12 protein-coding genes are annotated in these 17,071 nt (G+C 65.4%); 9 read left to right on the top strand and 3 right to left on the bottom strand.

The genetic code is table 11. From position 1 onward, the window contains the following. The first annotated feature begins 111 nt into the window (after window positions 1-111). Both lipB and BHK69_RS22805 read left to right on the top strand, forming a co-directional pair. A complete protein-coding gene (gene lipB / locus BHK69_RS22810; protein ID WP_069692096.1) occupies window positions 112-828 on the top strand; it encodes a lipoyl(octanoyl) transferase LipB in 717 nt (238 codons plus the stop codon). Window positions 829-896: 68 nt separating this feature from the next. Continuing rightward, on the top strand, window positions 897-2,504 hold the full coding sequence (locus BHK69_RS22805) for a carboxyl transferase domain-containing protein (protein ID WP_069692095.1): 1,608 nt from the start codon (window positions 897-899) through the stop codon (window positions 2,502-2,504). A 604-nt stretch (window positions 2,505-3,108) separates the two neighbouring features. On the opposite strand, the gene BHK69_RS22800 is transcribed toward BHK69_RS22805, so the two are convergent. Beyond that, complete coding sequence (locus tag BHK69_RS22800; RefSeq protein WP_069692094.1) at window positions 3,109-5,844, bottom strand: EAL domain-containing protein; 2,736 nt, start codon at window positions 5,842-5,844, stop codon at window positions 3,109-3,111. Between the two features lie 33 nt (window positions 5,845-5,877). After that, complete coding sequence (locus tag BHK69_RS22795; protein ID WP_148663547.1) at window positions 5,878-7,383, bottom strand: FecR domain-containing protein; 1,506 nt, start codon at window positions 7,381-7,383, stop codon at window positions 5,878-5,880. A 3-nt stretch (window positions 7,384-7,386) separates the two neighbouring features. Here BHK69_RS22795 and BHK69_RS22790 point away from each other — a divergent pair, with 3 nt between their 5' ends. The 6 genes from BHK69_RS22790 (at window position 7,387) to BHK69_RS22765 (ending at window position 15,146) form a co-directional block, all read left to right on the top strand. Continuing rightward, a complete protein-coding gene (locus tag BHK69_RS22790; protein WP_069692092.1) occupies window positions 7,387-9,129 on the top strand; it encodes a ShlB/FhaC/HecB family hemolysin secretion/activation protein in 1,743 nt (580 codons plus the stop codon). 251 nt (window positions 9,130-9,380) lie between these two features. After that, window positions 9,381-9,635, top strand: coding sequence for a hypothetical protein (locus BHK69_RS22785; protein WP_069692091.1), 255 nt, complete (start codon window positions 9,381-9,383; stop codon window positions 9,633-9,635). Window positions 9,636-10,394: 759 nt separating this feature from the next. After that, a complete protein-coding gene (locus BHK69_RS22780; RefSeq protein ID WP_069692090.1) occupies window positions 10,395-11,156 on the top strand; it encodes an SDR family oxidoreductase in 762 nt (253 codons plus the stop codon). Between the two features lie 159 nt (window positions 11,157-11,315). Further along, window positions 11,316-11,999, top strand: coding sequence for a cation efflux transmembrane domain-containing protein (locus tag BHK69_RS22775; protein WP_069692089.1), 684 nt, complete (start codon window positions 11,316-11,318; stop codon window positions 11,997-11,999). Window positions 12,000-12,027: 28 nt separating this feature from the next. Then, complete coding sequence (locus tag BHK69_RS22770; RefSeq protein ID WP_069692088.1) at window positions 12,028-14,013, top strand: acetyl/propionyl/methylcrotonyl-CoA carboxylase subunit alpha; 1,986 nt, start codon at window positions 12,028-12,030, stop codon at window positions 14,011-14,013. 152 nt (window positions 14,014-14,165) lie between these two features. Further along, window positions 14,166-15,146: a glycerophosphodiester phosphodiesterase family protein gene (locus BHK69_RS22765; RefSeq protein WP_069692087.1), complete on the top strand. Its 981-nt coding sequence runs from the start codon at window positions 14,166-14,168 to the stop codon at window positions 15,144-15,146. 202 nt (window positions 15,147-15,348) lie between these two features. Here BHK69_RS22765 and BHK69_RS22760 read toward each other — a convergent pair whose 3' ends face one another. Next, window positions 15,349-15,930: a helix-turn-helix domain-containing protein gene (locus BHK69_RS22760; protein WP_069692086.1), complete on the bottom strand. Its 582-nt coding sequence runs from the start codon at window positions 15,928-15,930 to the stop codon at window positions 15,349-15,351. A gap of 116 nt (window positions 15,931-16,046) precedes the next feature. On the opposite strand from BHK69_RS22760, the gene BHK69_RS22755 reads away from it, so the two are divergent. Next, a complete protein-coding gene (locus BHK69_RS22755) occupies window positions 16,047-17,057 on the top strand; it encodes a threonine ammonia-lyase (RefSeq protein ID WP_069692085.1) in 1,011 nt (336 codons plus the stop codon). The last annotated feature ends 14 nt before the right edge of the window (window positions 17,058-17,071 follow it).

Genomic DNA, 17,071 nt, shown 5'->3' with positions numbered 1-17,071 from the left:
AATTCTACCAACGAAACTTGCCAGCAGAGCTTGCCTGAGGGCTATTTTCGAGCGCAAGAGGCGCCTGCCGCTTCCGATGAATGAACGTTGAACAAACAGGGTTAAGGCGAAGTGAAGACGCGCGAGGCGCTGGCGGTTTTGTTTGGGGCAGAGGGCGAGGCCGGCCCGGTCGAATGGGTCGTGGCTGAGGGCCTGACCGGTTATGAGGCTGCCGTCGCCGAGATGGAGGCGCGTGTCGCGCTGATCGCCGACGGGCTTGCGCCCGAGCGCGTCTGGCTGGTCGAGCATCCGCCGCTCTACACCGCCGGCACCTCGGCCAAGGATGAGGATCTGATCGCGCCGGAGCGCTTTCCGGTGCATCGCAGCGGCCGGGGCGGGCAGTTCACCTATCACGGCCCGGGCCAGCGCGTGGCCTATGTGATGCTCGACCTGAAGCGCCGCGACCCCGATCTCAGGCGCTTCGTGGCGGCGCTAGAGGCCTGGCTGATCGGCACGCTCGACGCCTTCAATGTCAGGGGCGAGCGGCGCGAGGACCGCGTCGGCGTCTGGGTGCGTCGGCCCGAGAAGCAGGCGAAGTCTGGAGCGGAGAGCGCGGAGGACAAGATCGCCGCGATCGGCATCCGGGTCCGGCGCTGGGTCTCGTTCCACGGCATCGCGCTGAATGTCGAGCCGGAGCTCACGCATTTCGACGGCATCGTGCCCTGCGGCGTCAGCGACCAAGGCGTGACCTCGCTGGTCGATCTCGGCCTGCCCGTGACGATGCCGGAGGTCGATTCGACCTTGCGCGCACAATTCGAGCGCATCTTTGGGCCGACCATCTTGGCATGACGCCCCGTTGGCAGCACCCGCATAGCCGTTCATAAGGCTGATCCCAAGAACTGACGAGGGAGCGCGACGTGCCGGTCATCGAGAGCAAGGTCGATCTGGATTCGGCCGAGACGCGCGCCAATGCCGAGAACTGGGCCGCCCTGCGCGGCGAATTGCAGGAACGCCGCATGACGGCCGCGCTCGGCGGCAACGCCAAATCGCGCGAGCGTCATACGGCGCGGGGAAAGCTGCTTCCGAGAGAACGTGTGCTGCGCCTGCTCGATCCCGGTTCCGCCTTCCTCGAGATCGGGGCGCTCGCCGCTTTCGAGATGTATGACAAGGAGATCCATGGCGCCGGCATGATCGCCGGCATCGGGCGCGTCTCCGGCCGCGAATGCATGATCGTCTGCAACGACGCGACGATCAAAGGCGGCACCTATTATCCGATGACGGTGAAGAAGCATCTGCGTGCCCAGGAGATCGCGCGCGAGAACCGGCTTCCTTGCATCTATCTGGTCGATTCCGGCGGCGCCAACCTGCCGCACCAGACCGAGGTCTTTCCCGACCGCGAGCATTTCGGCCGGATCTTCTACAACCAGGCAACGCTCTCGGCCGAAGGCATTCCTCAGGTCGCGGTGGTGATGGGCTCCTGCACCGCCGGCGGCGCCTATGTGCCGGCGATGTCGAACGAGACGATCATCGTCAAGAACCAGGGCACGATCTTCCTCGGCGGCCCGCCTTTGGTGAAGGCCGCGACCGGCGAGGTCGTCTCGGCGGAAGACCTCGGCGGCGCCGATGTCCATGCCCGCCTCTCGGGCGTCGCCGACCATTATGCCGGCGACGACACCCATGCACTCGCCATCGCGCGCCGCATCGCCAGCAATCTCAATAGCGTCAAGCGGCCCGATCTCGACATCGCCGAGTCGGTCGAGCCGCTCTATCCTGTCGAGGAGCTGGAAGCCGTCGTCCCGACCGATCTCAAGAAGCAATACGACATCCGCGAGGTCATCGCCCGGCTCGTCGACGGCTCCGAGTTCGACGAGTTCAAGAAGCTCTACGGCACGACGCTGATCACCGGCTTTGCCCGCATCCACGGCATCCCCGTCGGCATCATCGCCAATAACGGCATCCTTTTCTCGGAGAGCGCGTTGAAGGGCGCGCATTTCATCGAACTCTGCTGCCAGCGCCGGATTCCGCTGCTCTTCCTGCAGAACATCACCGGCTTCATGGTCGGCCGCGATTTCGAGACGCGCGGTATCGCCAAGGACGGGGCCAAGCTCGTGACGGCGGTGGCCTCGGCGAAGGTGCCGAAGATCACCGTGCTGGTCGGCGGCTCCTTCGGAGCCGGCAATTACGGCATGTGCGGGCGCGCCTATTCCCCGCGCTTCCTCTTCACCTGGCCGAATTCGCGCATCTCGGTGATGGGCGGCGAGCAGGCGGCGAGCGTGCTTGCGACCGTCCGCCGCGACAATATCGAGGCCGAGGGCAAGAGCTGGACGGCGGCGGAGGAGGAGGCCTTCAAGGCGCCGATCCGCTCGAAATATGAGGAGGAGGGCTCGCCCTATCACGCGACCGCCCGGCTCTGGGACGATGGCATCATCCTACCCTCCGAGACGCGGCGCGTGCTGGCGCTGGCCTTCTCCGCCTGCCTCAATGCCGAAGTGCCGGAAACGAAGTTCGGCGTGTTCAGGATGTGAGGGCGCTGTTCGGGTCGTCCCCGAACCCTCATCCCGAGAGCCTGGCTTGAGATGAAGCCAGTGATTTCAGAAGCTCGCCACGACATTCGTGGCGAGCTCGTATTTTGGTTAGGGCAACGCTCCCTGTCCTGGCTCGGCGCTCACTAGAGCATTTCCGCGTTTCTCCGAATCGCGGAAATGCTCTATCCCTTTGTTTTATCGCATTTTCTTCACGCGAACCGGTATCCACTTCGCTCGAAAATGCTCTAGCGGCGGCGTTTGTACCAGCCACGATGTCGCCCACGATTCCATCCGCGATGGAGACCGCGATTTCTGCCCCGCCCGTAGCCGTGACCTCGATTTCGCGCAGGCTCGATCAACGAATCCTCGGCTTTTGCCGATAGCTGAGCGGCAGCGGCAACCGGCAACGCCTCAGCTGCACTGTGAAGCGTCACGGGCAATAACCCCGCTCCGAACATCATCATCAGAAAAGCTCGTCTTTGCATTGCTTCTCTCCCGATGCCCCCTTTTCGTGCTGGCCACGCTATGAGGAGCATCTGGGTAAACCTGAAGCTCGATCAATTTGTTCCTGAGGCTCAAGGCTTACGCCATCCAGTGGCGCCAGCTATGCCACGAGCCGCGCCTCCTTGCGCAGGAACTTCATCGCGAATTCCTGGGCCGGGATCGGCTTGCTGATCAGATAGCCTTGCCCCTCGTCGCAGCCCATCTCGCGCAGCAGGCTGGCGGTCGCTTGCGTCTCGATGCCCTCCGCGATGACCGAAAGACCAAGCGCCTGGCCGAGATCGATCGTCGCGGCAACGATGGCTGCATCCTGTGAGCCGGGCTCCAGCCGTTTCACGAAGGACTGGTCGATCTTGATCTTGTCGAGCGGAAAGCTTTTCAGATAGGTCAAGCTGCCATAGCCGGTGCCGAAATCGTCGAACGCGATCTTGACGCCGAGTGCCCGCAGCGCCGCGAGCACGCGCAACGTCTTGGCCCCATCGTCGAGGATGATGTCCTCCGTCACCTCGAGTTCGAGCAGCTCGGGGCGCAAGCCATTCTCAGCGAGCCGTCTTTCGACCTCTGCGGCCAGATCGCCGGTCGCGAACTGGGACTGTGCCAGGTTCACGCCGATGCGTATGGCGTAGCCACGGCGCTGCCAATCGGCTGCCCGCCGGCAGGCGGTTTCGAGAACCCAGGCGGCGACATCCTCCGACAGCGAGGTGGTGTTCACCACCGGCATGAACTCGGCGGGCGAGACATAGCCACGTTCGCTATGGCGCCAGCGGATCAGCGCTTCCGCGCCGACGACAGTCCCGGTGCGCAGCTCGATCTGCGGCTGATAGAACAACTCGAACTCGTTATCGGCCAGCGCCGTGCGCAGCTCGGCCTCCAGTGCCTCGCGCCGTTCGATAGCGCCGCGCATCAGGGGATCGAACGGAACCGGAGCCGCGCTCGTTTGGGCCTTGGCGCTGGCCAGCGCGAAATGAGCGTTGCCGATCAGCATCTCGGCATGCTGCGCAGTACTGGTCGAAGCCAGTCCGATCGCGACCGCGATGCGATGCGGACGGTCTCCGACCGTGACGGGCCGATACTGGAAATCGGCGACGATACGCTCGCCCAGTGCCGCGGCCTCACCTGCCTCGCCTGTGAACAGGATCGCGAATTCGTCGCTGCCCAGACGAGCGATCAGGCTCGCCTGCGCGGCAACGACCCGCAGGCGCTCGACAAGGGCGACGACCAGTGCGTCGCCGAAGGAATGGCCGTAGAGATTATTGATCTGCTGGAAGCGGTTCACGCCGACGAGCAGCAGCGTGGCGGTGCCCGGCTCCTTTCGCGAGATAGCATCTTCGAGATGCGCCATCAGGCTGTTGCGGTTGGGCAGGCCGGTCACGGTGTCGCATTCGGCGAGATAGCGGATATGCTCCTGCTGGCGCTTGCGCAGCGAGATATCGCGCAGCACCACGCCATATTGCACGCCGGCGGCGGTATCCCAGCAGGACAGGCTGCATTCCAGATCGAAGGGCTCGCCCGAGCGGCGCAAGCCCATGAGTTCGACGACCGTCCCTCCGCGCTGCAGCAGCCGGGCCAGCGGCACCGCAGTCAGCCTGAACGGTGCCTCGCTCACGCTGCCATCGCCCTGAGCCAGCAGGAATTCGAAGGGCTGGCCGATGGCCGCCTGTTCGGGGTGGCCGAAGATCGCGCTCGCGCCGGGGTTCCAGAGCGTGATCCGGCCGGTTTGATCGACACAGACCAGCCCGTCGCTCAGGCACATGGCGATGCGCTCGAAGCGCCGTTCGGCGGCGAGCCTGAGGAGGCCGCGCAGATCGATCTCATCGATGGCGGTGACGAGTGCGTAGGCAGCGACGCCGGCCAGCAGGAGCGAACTGTCGAAGGCGATCGGGTGGAAGGCCTGGACACAGACCGCCGCGCCTTCGATCGCCAATGCGAGCAGACCCAGCACGAGGATCCGCCGTCCCGCTCGGACCCGGCTCCAGATGGCGGCCATCGCGACGATCAGCGCGGCGAGGCCGCCCAGCGAGACCGCAGGCGAGGTCGTAGTGAGTGTCCGCCCCTGGATGATCGACTCGGCGGCGAGCGCCTGCACCAGCGAGCCTGGGATGATGCGGCCATTGGGCACCGTGAAGCGGTCGCCCAGTTCGGCGGCGGTGCCGGCGATGATGGCTTTCTTGCCATGCAGCGCGGCAAGCGCCGCTGGCGTCTCGCGCAGGATGTCGATGGCCGAAAGGCTCGGCACGGAGGCCGGCTGGATGCCGAAATCGATGCGGAAGGGCGGGGCGTTCTGGTCGTGCCTGCCGGCGAGCATGGCGCCGACGGAGGCAATGAACTCGCCTTCGATCACGGCGCTGTGGCTGTATTGGCGAATGACGCCGTCGCGCTCGGGCAAGACATTGACGAGGGCGAGCCAGGCCTGCTGCGCGAAGAGCGGGATCGGGCGGTTGACGTGAAGCGTGTGACCGTCGCCGCGATCGGCGACGCGCTGGCGGAAGGCCGGCAGGACCACCGAGCCACCGGCTGCCTGCAGGGCTGCGGCGAAGGCTGCGTCCTGATCGGGGCTGGATGGCGTGCTGAAATCGACGTCGAACACGATATCGGTCGCGCCGGCGCGTTCGAGCCGCTGCACCAGCTCGGCGTGGACGCTGCGCAGCCAGGGCCAGCGTCCCAGCGCCTGGATCGAGCGCGGATCGATCTCGACCAGGACAATGTCGCCGGTGGCCTGCCGTGTCAGCAGCCTGAAGCGCGCATCGAGCAAGGTTTCGCGCATCCACGGATGCAGCCCCGACAGGATCAGGAGCGACAGCAGCAATCCGACGAGCAGGTGGGGGCGCAGGCGCTTCACGGGCGGGGCACCGCTCCGTCTGCAATCCGGCGGTCAGTCCTTCTTGCTGTTGCCATTGCCATTGCCGTTGCCATTGCCGTTTTTGGCGAGCCCAAAGGCATTGCCGTTTCCGTTTCCGCCAGCGTTGCTGCTGGTGGATTTGCCGCTCCCTCCGGCGTTGCTGCCGGAGGAGTTCCCATTGCCGTTTCCGCCGGCATTGCTGCTCGAGGAATTGCCGCCGCTCGCGCTGCCGGCCAGGCTGCTATTGCTTCGGTTCCCAGCCGATTGCGCGATGCCTTGGCCATTTACGGCGTTTGCACTCGCAGAACCCGTGCCCGCCGTTCCGGAAGCCGTGCTCGCCGCGCCGGCGCCGGCTGCTCCCCTCCCTCCGACCGCGCTGCCGCTATTGCCCAGATTGTTCTTGTTGCCGCCATTGCCTGGGTTGAGCTCGCCGGTGTTCCACACCGTTGCGCGGCTAGGGGCCTGGCCGTTCGCCTGCGCCTCGCTGCGTGCCATGCCGCGCGTGACCTTGTGGATGTCGAGCTTGACGTCGCCCAGCGGTGCGGAAATGCGCAGTGCGCCGTTCGATCCCCGCGCGATAGCTGACGGAGCGGGCCGGCGCCGGTCGGAAACCTCGTTGAGCACGGGCGCAGTGCCGCGCAGCAGCGGCGTGGCGCCGGGAGCGGGTCGGAGGCCTCCGCCTGGAACCGCAAGGGGAGCAACACGCGCCGCCTGCGGTGTGCCCTGCTCGACACGTGCGAGCGTGCCCTGGCCCGAGAGCTGCAGTCCGGGAACCTGGCCGAAGGAAGCCCGCGCGCTCTGGCCCGGCAGGACGAGCGCGAACTGCCCGGAACGGAAATCCGAGACCTGGACCTGGCCGCGCACAACGTCGACCTTGGCCTGCCCGCTCTGGAGCGAGACGCTGAAGCGCGTGCCCTTCACCACCGCCGCCAGATAAGGGGTCTCGACCTCGAAATGCTGGACATTGCGCTTTTCAACGTCGAGCAGGATCGAACCCGCCTGCTGGATCACCGTCGACATGCCGGGGCGCCCGGCTTCCGGAAGGCTGATCGCCGAATTGGCCGAGATCAGGATGCTTTCTGCGCCGCGAACGAGCAGCACGCGTCCATTGCGCCCGGTCCGGATCGAATCGCCTGGCCGTAATTCCGCCTGCTGCGCTGCAGAAGCCTGCTGGATGCCGCCGCCGGAGACCCAAGCCTCGCCTGAGACTTTGGCGATCCGCCAAAGATTGTCCTCAGCCTGTGCCGCTGGGACGGCTCCGATCGCGACGATGACAGCCAAGGCGAGGCCGGTGGCAAATCGTGCCGCTTTTCGAAGCATGGTTCTCAATCCTTGAGTCGCAGGCGGACTTTGCGCAGGCGCAAACCGCTGACCCAGGAGCATAAAAGACAGGCGTGAAAAGAGGCTTAGCGCCCCAGCCTGTAAATCCTCAAATCTGGAGCGTTTCATTAACCATGTTTTTTTACGGTCGGGAGAGGCCGGAGGGCTGGCTCGAATTCGGACAGGCGACAGGGCATGCGGCGTCGAGCCGAACGACACAAAGTGAAAATCCGTTCGTCAGGAACCGTCTTTGCCGCTGCGATCATCTCTCTGATTCAGGCGCTCGCGCCGGGATCGGCCGGGGCGCAGTCGCCGGCAAGGCCGCTTCAGCCCGTCGAGGCTGCGGCACAGACGCAAGCGCAGCGCCGTGAGGCCGAGCAGCGCCTGAAACCGCTGCCGCCGCTGCCCTCCGTCGCTGCCGTGAACCAGCAACCAAGTGCCGACACCAGGCGGCTGTTCCGACTTCAGGCTGTCGACCTCGACGGAATGTCAGCGCTTTCCGCCGGAGAGCTGGCCACGGCCTATGCCGGTCATCTCGGGCGCGAGATATCCCAGTCCGATATCGTCACTATCGCTGCAGCAATCAGCGAGATCTATCGCAAGGCAGGTTTCCATCTCAGCCGCGCGATCGTGCCGCCGCAGGATCTCAAGCGCGGACGATTGCGCATCCAGATCATCGAGGGCGCGGTCGAGGAGATCGTCGTCAAGGGCGAGCAGGCCGAGGCTTTCGGGGTGAAGCCGCTGCTTTCGCCGATCGCAGCCGAGCGTCCGGCGCGGCTGGCCACGCTCGAACGCCAGCTCCTGCTGGCCAATGACCGACCCGGGCTGCGGGTCACCGATACGGCACTCGACGAGATCACACCCGCAAGCGGCCGCTTCCGCCTGACCGTCTCCGTCCAGTCCTGGCGCGTCTATACCGCGGTCGGCGTCGACAATATGGGCTCTGCCGCCGTGGGGCCCTGGCAGTCCTCGGCCAGCGCCGCTCTGAATTCGCTCGTCATGCCGGGCGACAGCCTCGCCGTATCCGGCTCCTTTGCGCCAGGGGCTTCGCGCGAATTGCGCTATGGCCGTGCGAGCTATGATCTGCCGCTCGGTGTCGAGAGCCTGCGTATCGGAATCTCGGCCTCCCGCAGCGAGGTCTGGCCGGGCGACGAGCGGCGCTGGCTGCGCACGGTCTCCCAGGCCGAGACCTATGAGGCCCGCATCGCCTTTGCGCCCGTGCTGAGCCAGATCCATACGCTCTGGCTGTCCGGCTCGCTTGGCCTGAGCGATGTCAGCGAACAGAACAGCTATGGCCGCCTTTACAGCGACCGCATCGGCCTCGCCAGCCTCTCGGCCGACTACAAGCTGCATGCGACCGAGGGTAGCTGGAGCTATCTCTCCGCGACCTACCGGCATGGCCTCGGCCTCGTCGACGCGAAAGCGGACAGTACGGACTGGCTCTCGCGCTCCGGTGCGTCGAGCCGCTTCTCGCTGCTCAACGCCTCGTTCACGCATTACCAGAGCCTTGTCGAGAACTGGTCGCTGAAGTTTTCGGCCGCGGGGCAGGTCGCGTCCGGGCCGCTCTTGTCCTCCCAGCAATATTATCTCGGCGGCCTGTCTTTCGGTCGCGGTTTTGAGGGTGGTTGGCTGGCGGGCGACAATGCCGTCGCGGGCTCGGCCGAACTGCGTTTCGACCAGCCGCTGAACCTCGGCTTTGCGAAGGGGTACCAGCTCTATGGCTTCACCGAGGGCGGCGTCACGCGAAGCTACAGCCAGCCGAAGGATCTGGTGCAGGGCCTGGCCTCGGTCGGGGTCGGTGTCAGGCTGTTCGTCAGCGACGATCTGCAGCTCGGGATCGCCGTTGCCAGGCCGCTGACCTATAGCTCCCCGCTGCGCTGGGACCGTGGCGCGACCGTGCTGTTCTCGCTCTCGAACGCGCTTCGCTTCTGCCCGGGAACGCAGGATCTGCGCTGCCGGTCGTGAGGGTATTCGGCGCCGCGAACTGACCGTGCAGGAGGCCGCGCGACACAGGCGGGTCAACATCGGCCAACGGGGCGGCTCCGAGCGCAGCCCGTTTGCTGCCACACTCGACGACGGGATTTGCGAGGTCCCATTCGATGTCATCCGGGTCAGGGTTGCGAGGCTATGCTCGATTGCTGGTCTTGCTGGGATGACAGGCCCGGCGCCTTCGCGTATCAGAACAAAATAAGAACGAAAAGAATCGAGTGTAAGCCATGGCAACCGTCGACAGTTTCTTTCTCCAGCCGTTCAGGACGCATCGCAAGCGCCTGGTTCCGGGCCAGCGCGTACTAGCGAGGACGAAGCATCACGCCTTGTCGGACGGCGAACGCCTTGGCCGGACCGCCGAGGGCGTTGCCGTGGTGCATGTCGTCGCTGATGACGAAACCGGCGAGGTCAGCGCGATCGACGTGCTCGCTCGCCACGGAGCGATTCCCGAAGAGTTCGAGGAGCAGATCCGAGCCGTTTGAGTCCCGGATCGGTGCGGCGGAGCTGCGCCCTTGGGTCGGCCGAGGGCAGTGCCTGAGGGTCTCCGGGATGACGGCGTGGTTTGCTCTCTCGTCATGGCCAGCCTTGTGCCGACCATCCACGTCTTCTCTGGTCGAGGGCGTGGTCAAGATGTGGATACTCCGGACGCGCCCCTGCTGTCCGGTTGGGGGGCCTGAGCGGATCATGCACGGCTCTCCCCTCACAGGCGAGATGAAGCGAAGTGCCGAATGAAGGGCGCGGGGAACCCTTCTCCCGTGTGGGAGAAGGGCAGGGATGAGGGCAGGCCAGACAACCAGATCGCACAAGCGGCTCCGCTTCGACTCCTGGGCTTTCAGGATGAAGCCGGCGCTGCGGTGCAGTCGCACCTCGATAATCAGCGGCACACCCTCATCCCTGCCCTTCTCCCATCCGGGAGAGGGGTTCCCCGCGCCTGTCTCATTCGTCCCCGCCCGCTGGAATACCTGCGATGAATGGAGCTTTTCGATCGGGGCTCGCGGCGAACCGGACAGTCGTGGGACGAGCCCGAGCATGACGGTGGGTGCGCGAGGGCGATGATGGTCGCCACCCCAACCCAATCACTTCATGCACCACGCTCCAGGCACCGCCGCCCTTGAGCAGGCCGCCGCCCGCAACGGAATGCGCGGTTGCCCTGCATCGCCGGCTCTTCCGTATGCTGCATGCGCTGCTATGGTCGCGGCCGCCTTCAAACGGTTGAACTGAGAAAAAACGCGAGGATACGCATGTCTGGGCATAACAAGGTCGCCATCATCACCGGAGCGGGTTCGGGCGTCGGGCGCGCGGTCGCGCTCGCTTTCCTGAAGGACGGCTATCGCACGGTCCTGGCCGGGCGCCGGGCGGACGCGCTGGCGGAGACGATCAAGCTCTCGGGCGTGCCCGCCGAGCAGGCGCTGGCCGTACCCACCGACGTCACCGACCAGGCTTCGGTGCAGAACCTCTTCGCCAAGACCAAGGCCGCGTTCGGGCGGCTCGACGTGCTGTTCAACAATGCCGGCGTCAATGCGCCCGGCGGCATCCTGCTGGAAGACCTCTCGCTCGAGCAGTGGCAGGCGGTGGTCGACACCAACCTGACCGGGCCGTTCCTGTGCACGCAGGAGGCCTTCAAGCTGATGAAGGCGCAGGAGCCCAAGGGCGGGCGCATCATCAATAACGGCTCGATCTCGGCTTATGCGCCGCGGCCGAACTCGATCGCCTATACCGCGACCAAGCACGCCATCACCGGCCTGACCAAGACCTCGTCGCTCGACGGGCGCAAATACGACATTGCCGTCGGCCAGGTCGATATCGGTAACGCGCTGACCGAGATGGCGCAGCGCATGACGCAGGGCGTGCCGCAGGCGGACGGTTCGATCAAGATCGAGCAGGTCATGGACGTGAACCATGTCGCGACCTCGGTGCTGCACATGGCGAGCCTGCCGATCGAGGCGAATGTGCAGTTCATGACGGTGATGGCGTCGAAGATGCCATTCGTCGGGCGCGGGTGAGGATTCGTTTCGGAGCGAGGGGCGAAGCGTTCACCGTCATGGTCGGGCTTGTCCCGACCATCCACGTCTTGCGACGCAGGCCGGATGCGTGACAGGTGAGGTGTTCGCTCCGGAGTGCTCCGCTTGTCATCCGTCGGTTCACCTCAGACGTCGGAAGACATGGATGGTCGGGACAAGCCCGACCATGACGAGGAGGGTGTCGCCGGGGCCGTGAGCACCGCCATCGCCCGTGCCTATACCCGCACCATCTGGGGCATCGCGCTCGGCATCCTGGTTTTCGCTGCCGGCGTCGTCGCCTGGGCGCTGGCCGCCGGCAATGCGCAATTGTTCAAGGACGGCGTCGACTGGGTCTATGACGTCGCGCTCTACGGCATCGCGGCGCTGGTTTTCGGCCGCGATGGGCGCGCTGAGAAGCTCGCCGCGCTCACGATCGGCGCGGTGATGGCTGTGGCGGGGTTTCACACGCTCTACGACCTCTGGGACAAGATAGCACGCCCGCGCCCGATCGATCTCTGGGCGCTGGAATTCTCCGCCGCGAGCGCGGTCATCGTCGCCGTCGTGATCGTCGGCCTGCTCTGGCGTTTCCGGCGACAGGATAATCCGGTGATCAAGGCGACCTGGCTGTCCTCCCGCAACGACGTGATCTCGACCACGGGTTTTGCCCTGATGGGGTTGTTCGCACGATTGGCGCCCGTCCGCTGGCCGGAATATCTGTTCGATCTCTTCGTCGCCGGCCTGTGCTTCCAGGCGACATGGGCGATCTGGCGCTCGGTGCGCCGGCTCGAAGCCGCGAAGCCGGATTTGCAGAACAAGGCGGCGACAGGGGCGATCTCCCGGCTATAAAGGCGGCACCCGTTCGAGGATGCCACCCATGTCGATCGCTGCGAAACTGCCCTCCATCCTGATCGCCAACCGCGGCGAGATCGCCTGCCGCGTCATCCGCACCGCCCGGCGGCTGGGCCTGCGCACCATCGCGGTCTATTCCGATGCGGATGCCGAGGCGCTCTTCGTCGAGATGGCCGACGAGGCCTGGCATATCGGCCCGTCGCCGGCGCGTGAAAGCTATCTCGACGCCGAGAAGATTCTGGCTGTCGCGAAACAGGCGAATGCGGCCTGCATCCATCCGGGCTATGGCTTCCTCTCCGAGAACGCCGATTTTGCCGAGGCCTGCGCCAAGGCCGGCATCGTTTTTGTGGGCCCGCCGGCCTCGGCCATCCGGGCGATGGGTTTGAAGGACGCCGCCAAGGCGCTGGTCGAGAAGGCCAATGTGCCGGTGGTGCCGGGCTATCACGGCGTCGAGCAGGGCGCCGATTTCCTGCGCGCGGAAGCGCGGCGCATCGGCTACCCCGTCCTGATCAAGGCGGTCGCGGGCGGCGGCGGCAAGGGCATGAAGAAGGTCGACCGACCCGAGGACTTCGACGATGCGCTCGCCAGCGCCCAGCGCGAGGGCAAGAGCGCTTTCGGCGATGCGCGCGTGCTGGTCGAGAAATATGTGCTCTCGCCGCGCCATGTCGAAATCCAGGTCTTCGGCGACAGCCACGGCAATGTCGTCCACCTCTATGAGCGCGACTGCTCGCTGCAGCGCCGCCACCAGAAGGTGATCGAGGAGGCGCCGGCGCCCGGCATGAGCGACGAGGTCCGCGCCGCCATGGGCAAGGCCGCGACGGAGGCCGCGAAAGCCGTCGGCTATGTCGGGGCCGGCACGGTCGAGTTCATTGCGGACGGCCGCGAGGGCCTGCGCGCCGACCGCTTCTACTTCATGGAGATGAACACCCGCCTCCAGGTCGAGCATCCCGTTACCGAGGCGATCACCGGGCTCGACCTTGTCGAGCTCCAGCTCAAGGTCGCGGCCGGCGAGCCGCTGGGTTTTTCGCAAGCTGACGTCACCGCCACCGGCCATGCCGTCGAGGCCAGGCTTTACGCCGAGGATCCCGAAAAGGGCTTTTTGCCCTCGACGGGCAAGCTCTGGGCGCTGCGGTTCCCGGAAGGCGAGAGCATCCGCATCGATACAGGCGTCGAGGCCGGCGATACGGTGACGCCATTCTACGATCCGATGATCGCCAAGGTGATCGCCCATGGCGCGACGCGCGATGAGGCGCTGGACAGGCTCGGCGCGGCGCTGGGCGAGACCATCGTTGCGGGACCGCGTACCAATCTCGCTTTCCTGAAGGCGCTGACGGAGGCGCAAGGCTTCCGCGAAGGCTCCTTCGACACCGGCTTCATCGAGCGCAATATCGCGGCGCTGGGAGCCGAGCCGCAGCCGCTCGACGCCGCCGCCGTGGCCGCCGCCGCGCTGCAATTGGAGGAGGAGCGGCAGGCGGACGGGCTGCTGGCCGCTGCAGGGCGTTCCGATGGCGAGGCGCGCTCGCCCTGGCTTGTCGCGGATGGGTTCTCATTGATGCCGCAGCCGGCGCTGGGCCTGGCCCTGCTGGTCGATGGCGAGCGCATCGAGGCGCGGATCGACTGGCATGAGGAGGGCGCGCGCGTCAGCCTGCCGGGCCATGAGATAGGGGAGGGCGAGCATGAGATCACGCTGGCGATGGCTGAGCGCGGCAGCTATCTCGCGTTGCATCGCGGCCGCCAGACGGCGGTTGCGCTGTTCGACCCTTTCAGCGTCGACCTCGATGCGGCGGCAGGCGCAGGCGGCATCATCAAGGCGCCGATGCACGGCAAATTGATCGCGCTCTTCGTCACGGCCGGCGAGGCGGTGGTGAAGGGCCAGCGGCTCGCCATCGTCGAGGCGATGAAGATGGAGCACGTGCTGGTGGCCCCGCGCGACGGCACCGTCACCGAGGTCGCGGGCGAGGCCGGGGCGCAGGTGGCCGAGGGCGCGAAGGTCGTGGTGCTGGGGGAGTAGGGCTGGGGGCTTGGAACGGGTGGTGTTCGATCCATTGCCGACATGGCGAACGCGCAGCTTGGCTGCACGGAGTTCGGCCCTATTTCGGCCATTTGCCGACGGCAAGCCGATTATAGATTGGCTTGAGGTCGAGGCGTGGACGGAGCTGCAACTTGCGCAAGATCTGGCGTTATGTGGCCTTGACCCTGATCGGGCTTGTCGCCTTTGTCTTCCTCAACAACACGAACCTGTTTGCGCCCGAACTGTCAGGTCAGCCGGCTCTTCTGGCCCATCGTGGAATCGCGCAGCGCTTTGATCCGGTCGGTGTCACCAATGACACCTGTACCGCTTCCCGCATCTTGCCGCCGACGCATGGCTATCTAGAGAACACGATCGCTTCCATGCGGGCGAGCTTCGAGGCGGGCGCTGACATTGTGGAGCTCGACATTCATCCTACGACAGATGGACAGTTCGCGGTCTTCCACGACTGGACACTGGACTGCCGCACCAACGGCCATGGTGTCACTCGCGAGCAATCCATGTCCTCCCTCAAAACGCTCGACATAGGCTACGGCTACACTGCCGATGGTGGGAAAACATATCCGTTCCGAGGCAGAGAAGTCGGGCTGATGCCGTCTCTTGCCGAGGTGCTGCGGAGCTTTCCTGATCGCCCCTTCCTGATCAATGTGAAAAGCAACGATCCCGATGAGGGGGTGAAGCTGGCGGCGTTCTTGAATGCCCTTCCACCGGAGCGGCGAGCGACCCTCATGGCCTATGGAGGAGACAGGCCGATCGCTGCTTTGCGCTCCTCTGTTCCCGGTCTCAAAACGATGTCGCGCGCTTCCTTGAAGGGATGCCTGCTGCGCTACATTGCATATGGATGGACCGGCGCAATGCCGAAGGAATGCCATTCAACACTGGTGTTCGTCCCGATCAATGTAGCTCCGTGGCTTTGGGGCTGGCCCAACCGCTTTCTGGATCGAGTGGCTTCGGTTGGCAGCTCCGTGTTCGTTGTCGGCCCCTATCACGGCGGCGATTTCTCGACTGGGATGGACAGTAACGAAGATCTTTCCAGGCTGCCGGCGGGCTATGGCGGTGGCGTGCTCACCAACGAGATTGAGACGGTCGCCCCCCGGCTTCGATTGCAACACTGACAAGGCGTGCAGGACGATCAGCCTCCCACACAGCTGCCGTTCCGCCTTTGAACTCACAGCCCAAGCGCGCGCCGCTCGCCCGGCGAGCTCTGGCCAGATTTGCGTTGAGCCGCGCGACGGCACCGTCACCGAGGTCGCGGGCGAGGCGGGGCACAGGTGGCGGAAGGGGCCAGAGTGGTGATGCTGGGGGAGTGAGCCGGCCTCAGCGCTGGGAGCTGGGTGCGAACCGGTAGTGAATCAGGTCGATGACGACGACGTCGTCGCCTGTCCGGTTTCGATAACCGTGACGACGATCGGCGGGGAACCTCAGCGATTGCCCCTGCTTGAGCGGCCTCCACTCCTCCTCCACCAGCAATTCGACTTCGCCGCGCAGCACGGTGACATGTTCCACGACGCCAATGTCGTGCGGCTCGGAGATGCTCTCGAAGGCGGGTGCGAAGGTGAGCTCGTAGAGTTCGAAACCAAATCGCGCCTCGTATGGGAACAGGAGTGCGCGTTGCATCCCTTCCTGCGCCGGGCGCACGCGAAGTTCGCTGGCGTCACGAAGAAGCAGGACATCACCATCCCCGCGATTCGCCTCCAGCAGTGCAGTCATGGGCACGCCTAGACCCGTGGCGATCTTCCAAAGCGTTGCGACGGTCGGTGTGGATTCGCCGCGCTCGATCTGGCCCAGCATTGCCTTGCTGACGCCGGTCCGCGCTGCCGTCTGATCGAGGCTCCAGCCAAGATCGCGCCTGATCGACCTGAGCAGGTTCGGCGTGTCGACGGGGCTGATGGCCTTCATTCCGGGGCAATCTCCAAGTCGTGCGTTATTGCGTACGGACCGTTCGTGCGTTAAAGCGCACGCGTCCGCGCGTCCGCGCATCTGCGGTTCGTAGCATCGGGCCGGAGGATTGTCCCATGCAGCCCGTCAGCGGGAGCCCCACGCCAGATTTCGGCGCCAGGCAGCCGAGCACCAGGCTCGATCTGCAACGCATTCGGCAAGCGCGGCGGGAGATTTCGCGGGTTTTCCGCGACACGCCGCAGTTCCTCTCTTTTGCGCTGAGCGATCTGCTGGGCTGCGAACTCGTGATCAAGCTCGAGACCGCGAACCCGATCGGCTGCTTCAAGGGGCGTGGGACCGAGGTCGCGATGTCACGTCTTGCGAGCAGCTCGGGTCCCATGGCCGCGGTCTGCGCCAGCGCCGGCAACCTTGGACAAGCGCTCGCCTATAGCGGCCGGGCACGCGGTATCGCCGTCAGCGTGATTGCGGGCAAAGGTGCCAATGCCGCGAAGATCGAGCGAATCCAACGGCTCGGCGGTACCGTCGAATTGGTCGATGGCGATATCGAGAACGCACGCGAGCGTGCCCGGGAGATTGCAGCTGGCGGCGATGCGTTCCTCGTGGAGGACAGCGAAAATCTCGACACTTGCGAAGGCGCGGGCACGATCGGCCTTGAACTCGTCGAAGGGTTCGATCGCATCGATACGGTTCTGCTCGCGCTCGGCGGAGGCGCTCTGGCCACCGGCGTGGGGCATGTCTTCAAAACCTTGTCGCCGGCGACGGATGTCGTCTGCATCCAGCCAAGCGGCGCACCGGCCCTGGCGAAGTCCTGGCGAGCTCGATCGATCGTCACCACTGACCGCACCGATACGATCGCCGATGGCGTCGCGGGCCGATTTCCGATCGCTGCGGTTCTCGACGACCTGCTCGCCACCGCAGACCACGTTCCGCTGGTCGAGGAAGCGAGCATCGTCGAGGGCATGCGGATACTCTATCGGCACGCTGCCCTCGTCACCGAACCCTCGGCCGCGCTTGGTATCGCCGCAATCCTGGAAGACCCCGCGCGTTATCGCGGCAAGCGCGTGGCCGCAGTGATCTGCGGTTCGAACGTCCTGCCCGACTCATTCAGGGCATGGATGCAGGCGTAGGTGCGAGCGGCCGG

Source organism: Bosea vaviloviae (genome assembly GCF_001741865.1).
Lineage (GTDB): Bacteria > Pseudomonadota > Alphaproteobacteria > Rhizobiales > Beijerinckiaceae > Allobosea > Allobosea vaviloviae.
This window is presented reverse-complemented; position numbering and strand designations above follow the sequence as displayed.

Excerpts from the sequence above, each read along its gene's own strand:
- BHK69_RS22785 (WP_069692091.1), top strand. The coding sequence starts at position 9,381 with ATGGCAACCGTCGACAGTTTCTTTCTCCAGCCGTTCAGGACGCATCGC.
- BHK69_RS22780 (WP_069692090.1), top strand. The coding sequence starts at position 10,395 with ATGTCTGGGCATAACAAGGTCGCCATCATCACCGGAGCGGGTTCGGGC.
- BHK69_RS22775 (WP_069692089.1), top strand. The coding sequence starts at position 11,316 with ATGGATGGTCGGGACAAGCCCGACCATGACGAGGAGGGTGTCGCCGGG.
- BHK69_RS22770 (WP_069692088.1), top strand. The coding sequence starts at position 12,028 with ATGTCGATCGCTGCGAAACTGCCCTCCATCCTGATCGCCAACCGCGGC.
- BHK69_RS22760 (WP_069692086.1), bottom strand. The coding sequence starts at position 15,930 with ATGAAGGCCATCAGCCCCGTCGACACGCCGAACCTGCTCAGGTCGATC.
- BHK69_RS22755 (WP_069692085.1), top strand. The coding sequence starts at position 16,047 with ATGCAGCCCGTCAGCGGGAGCCCCACGCCAGATTTCGGCGCCAGGCAG.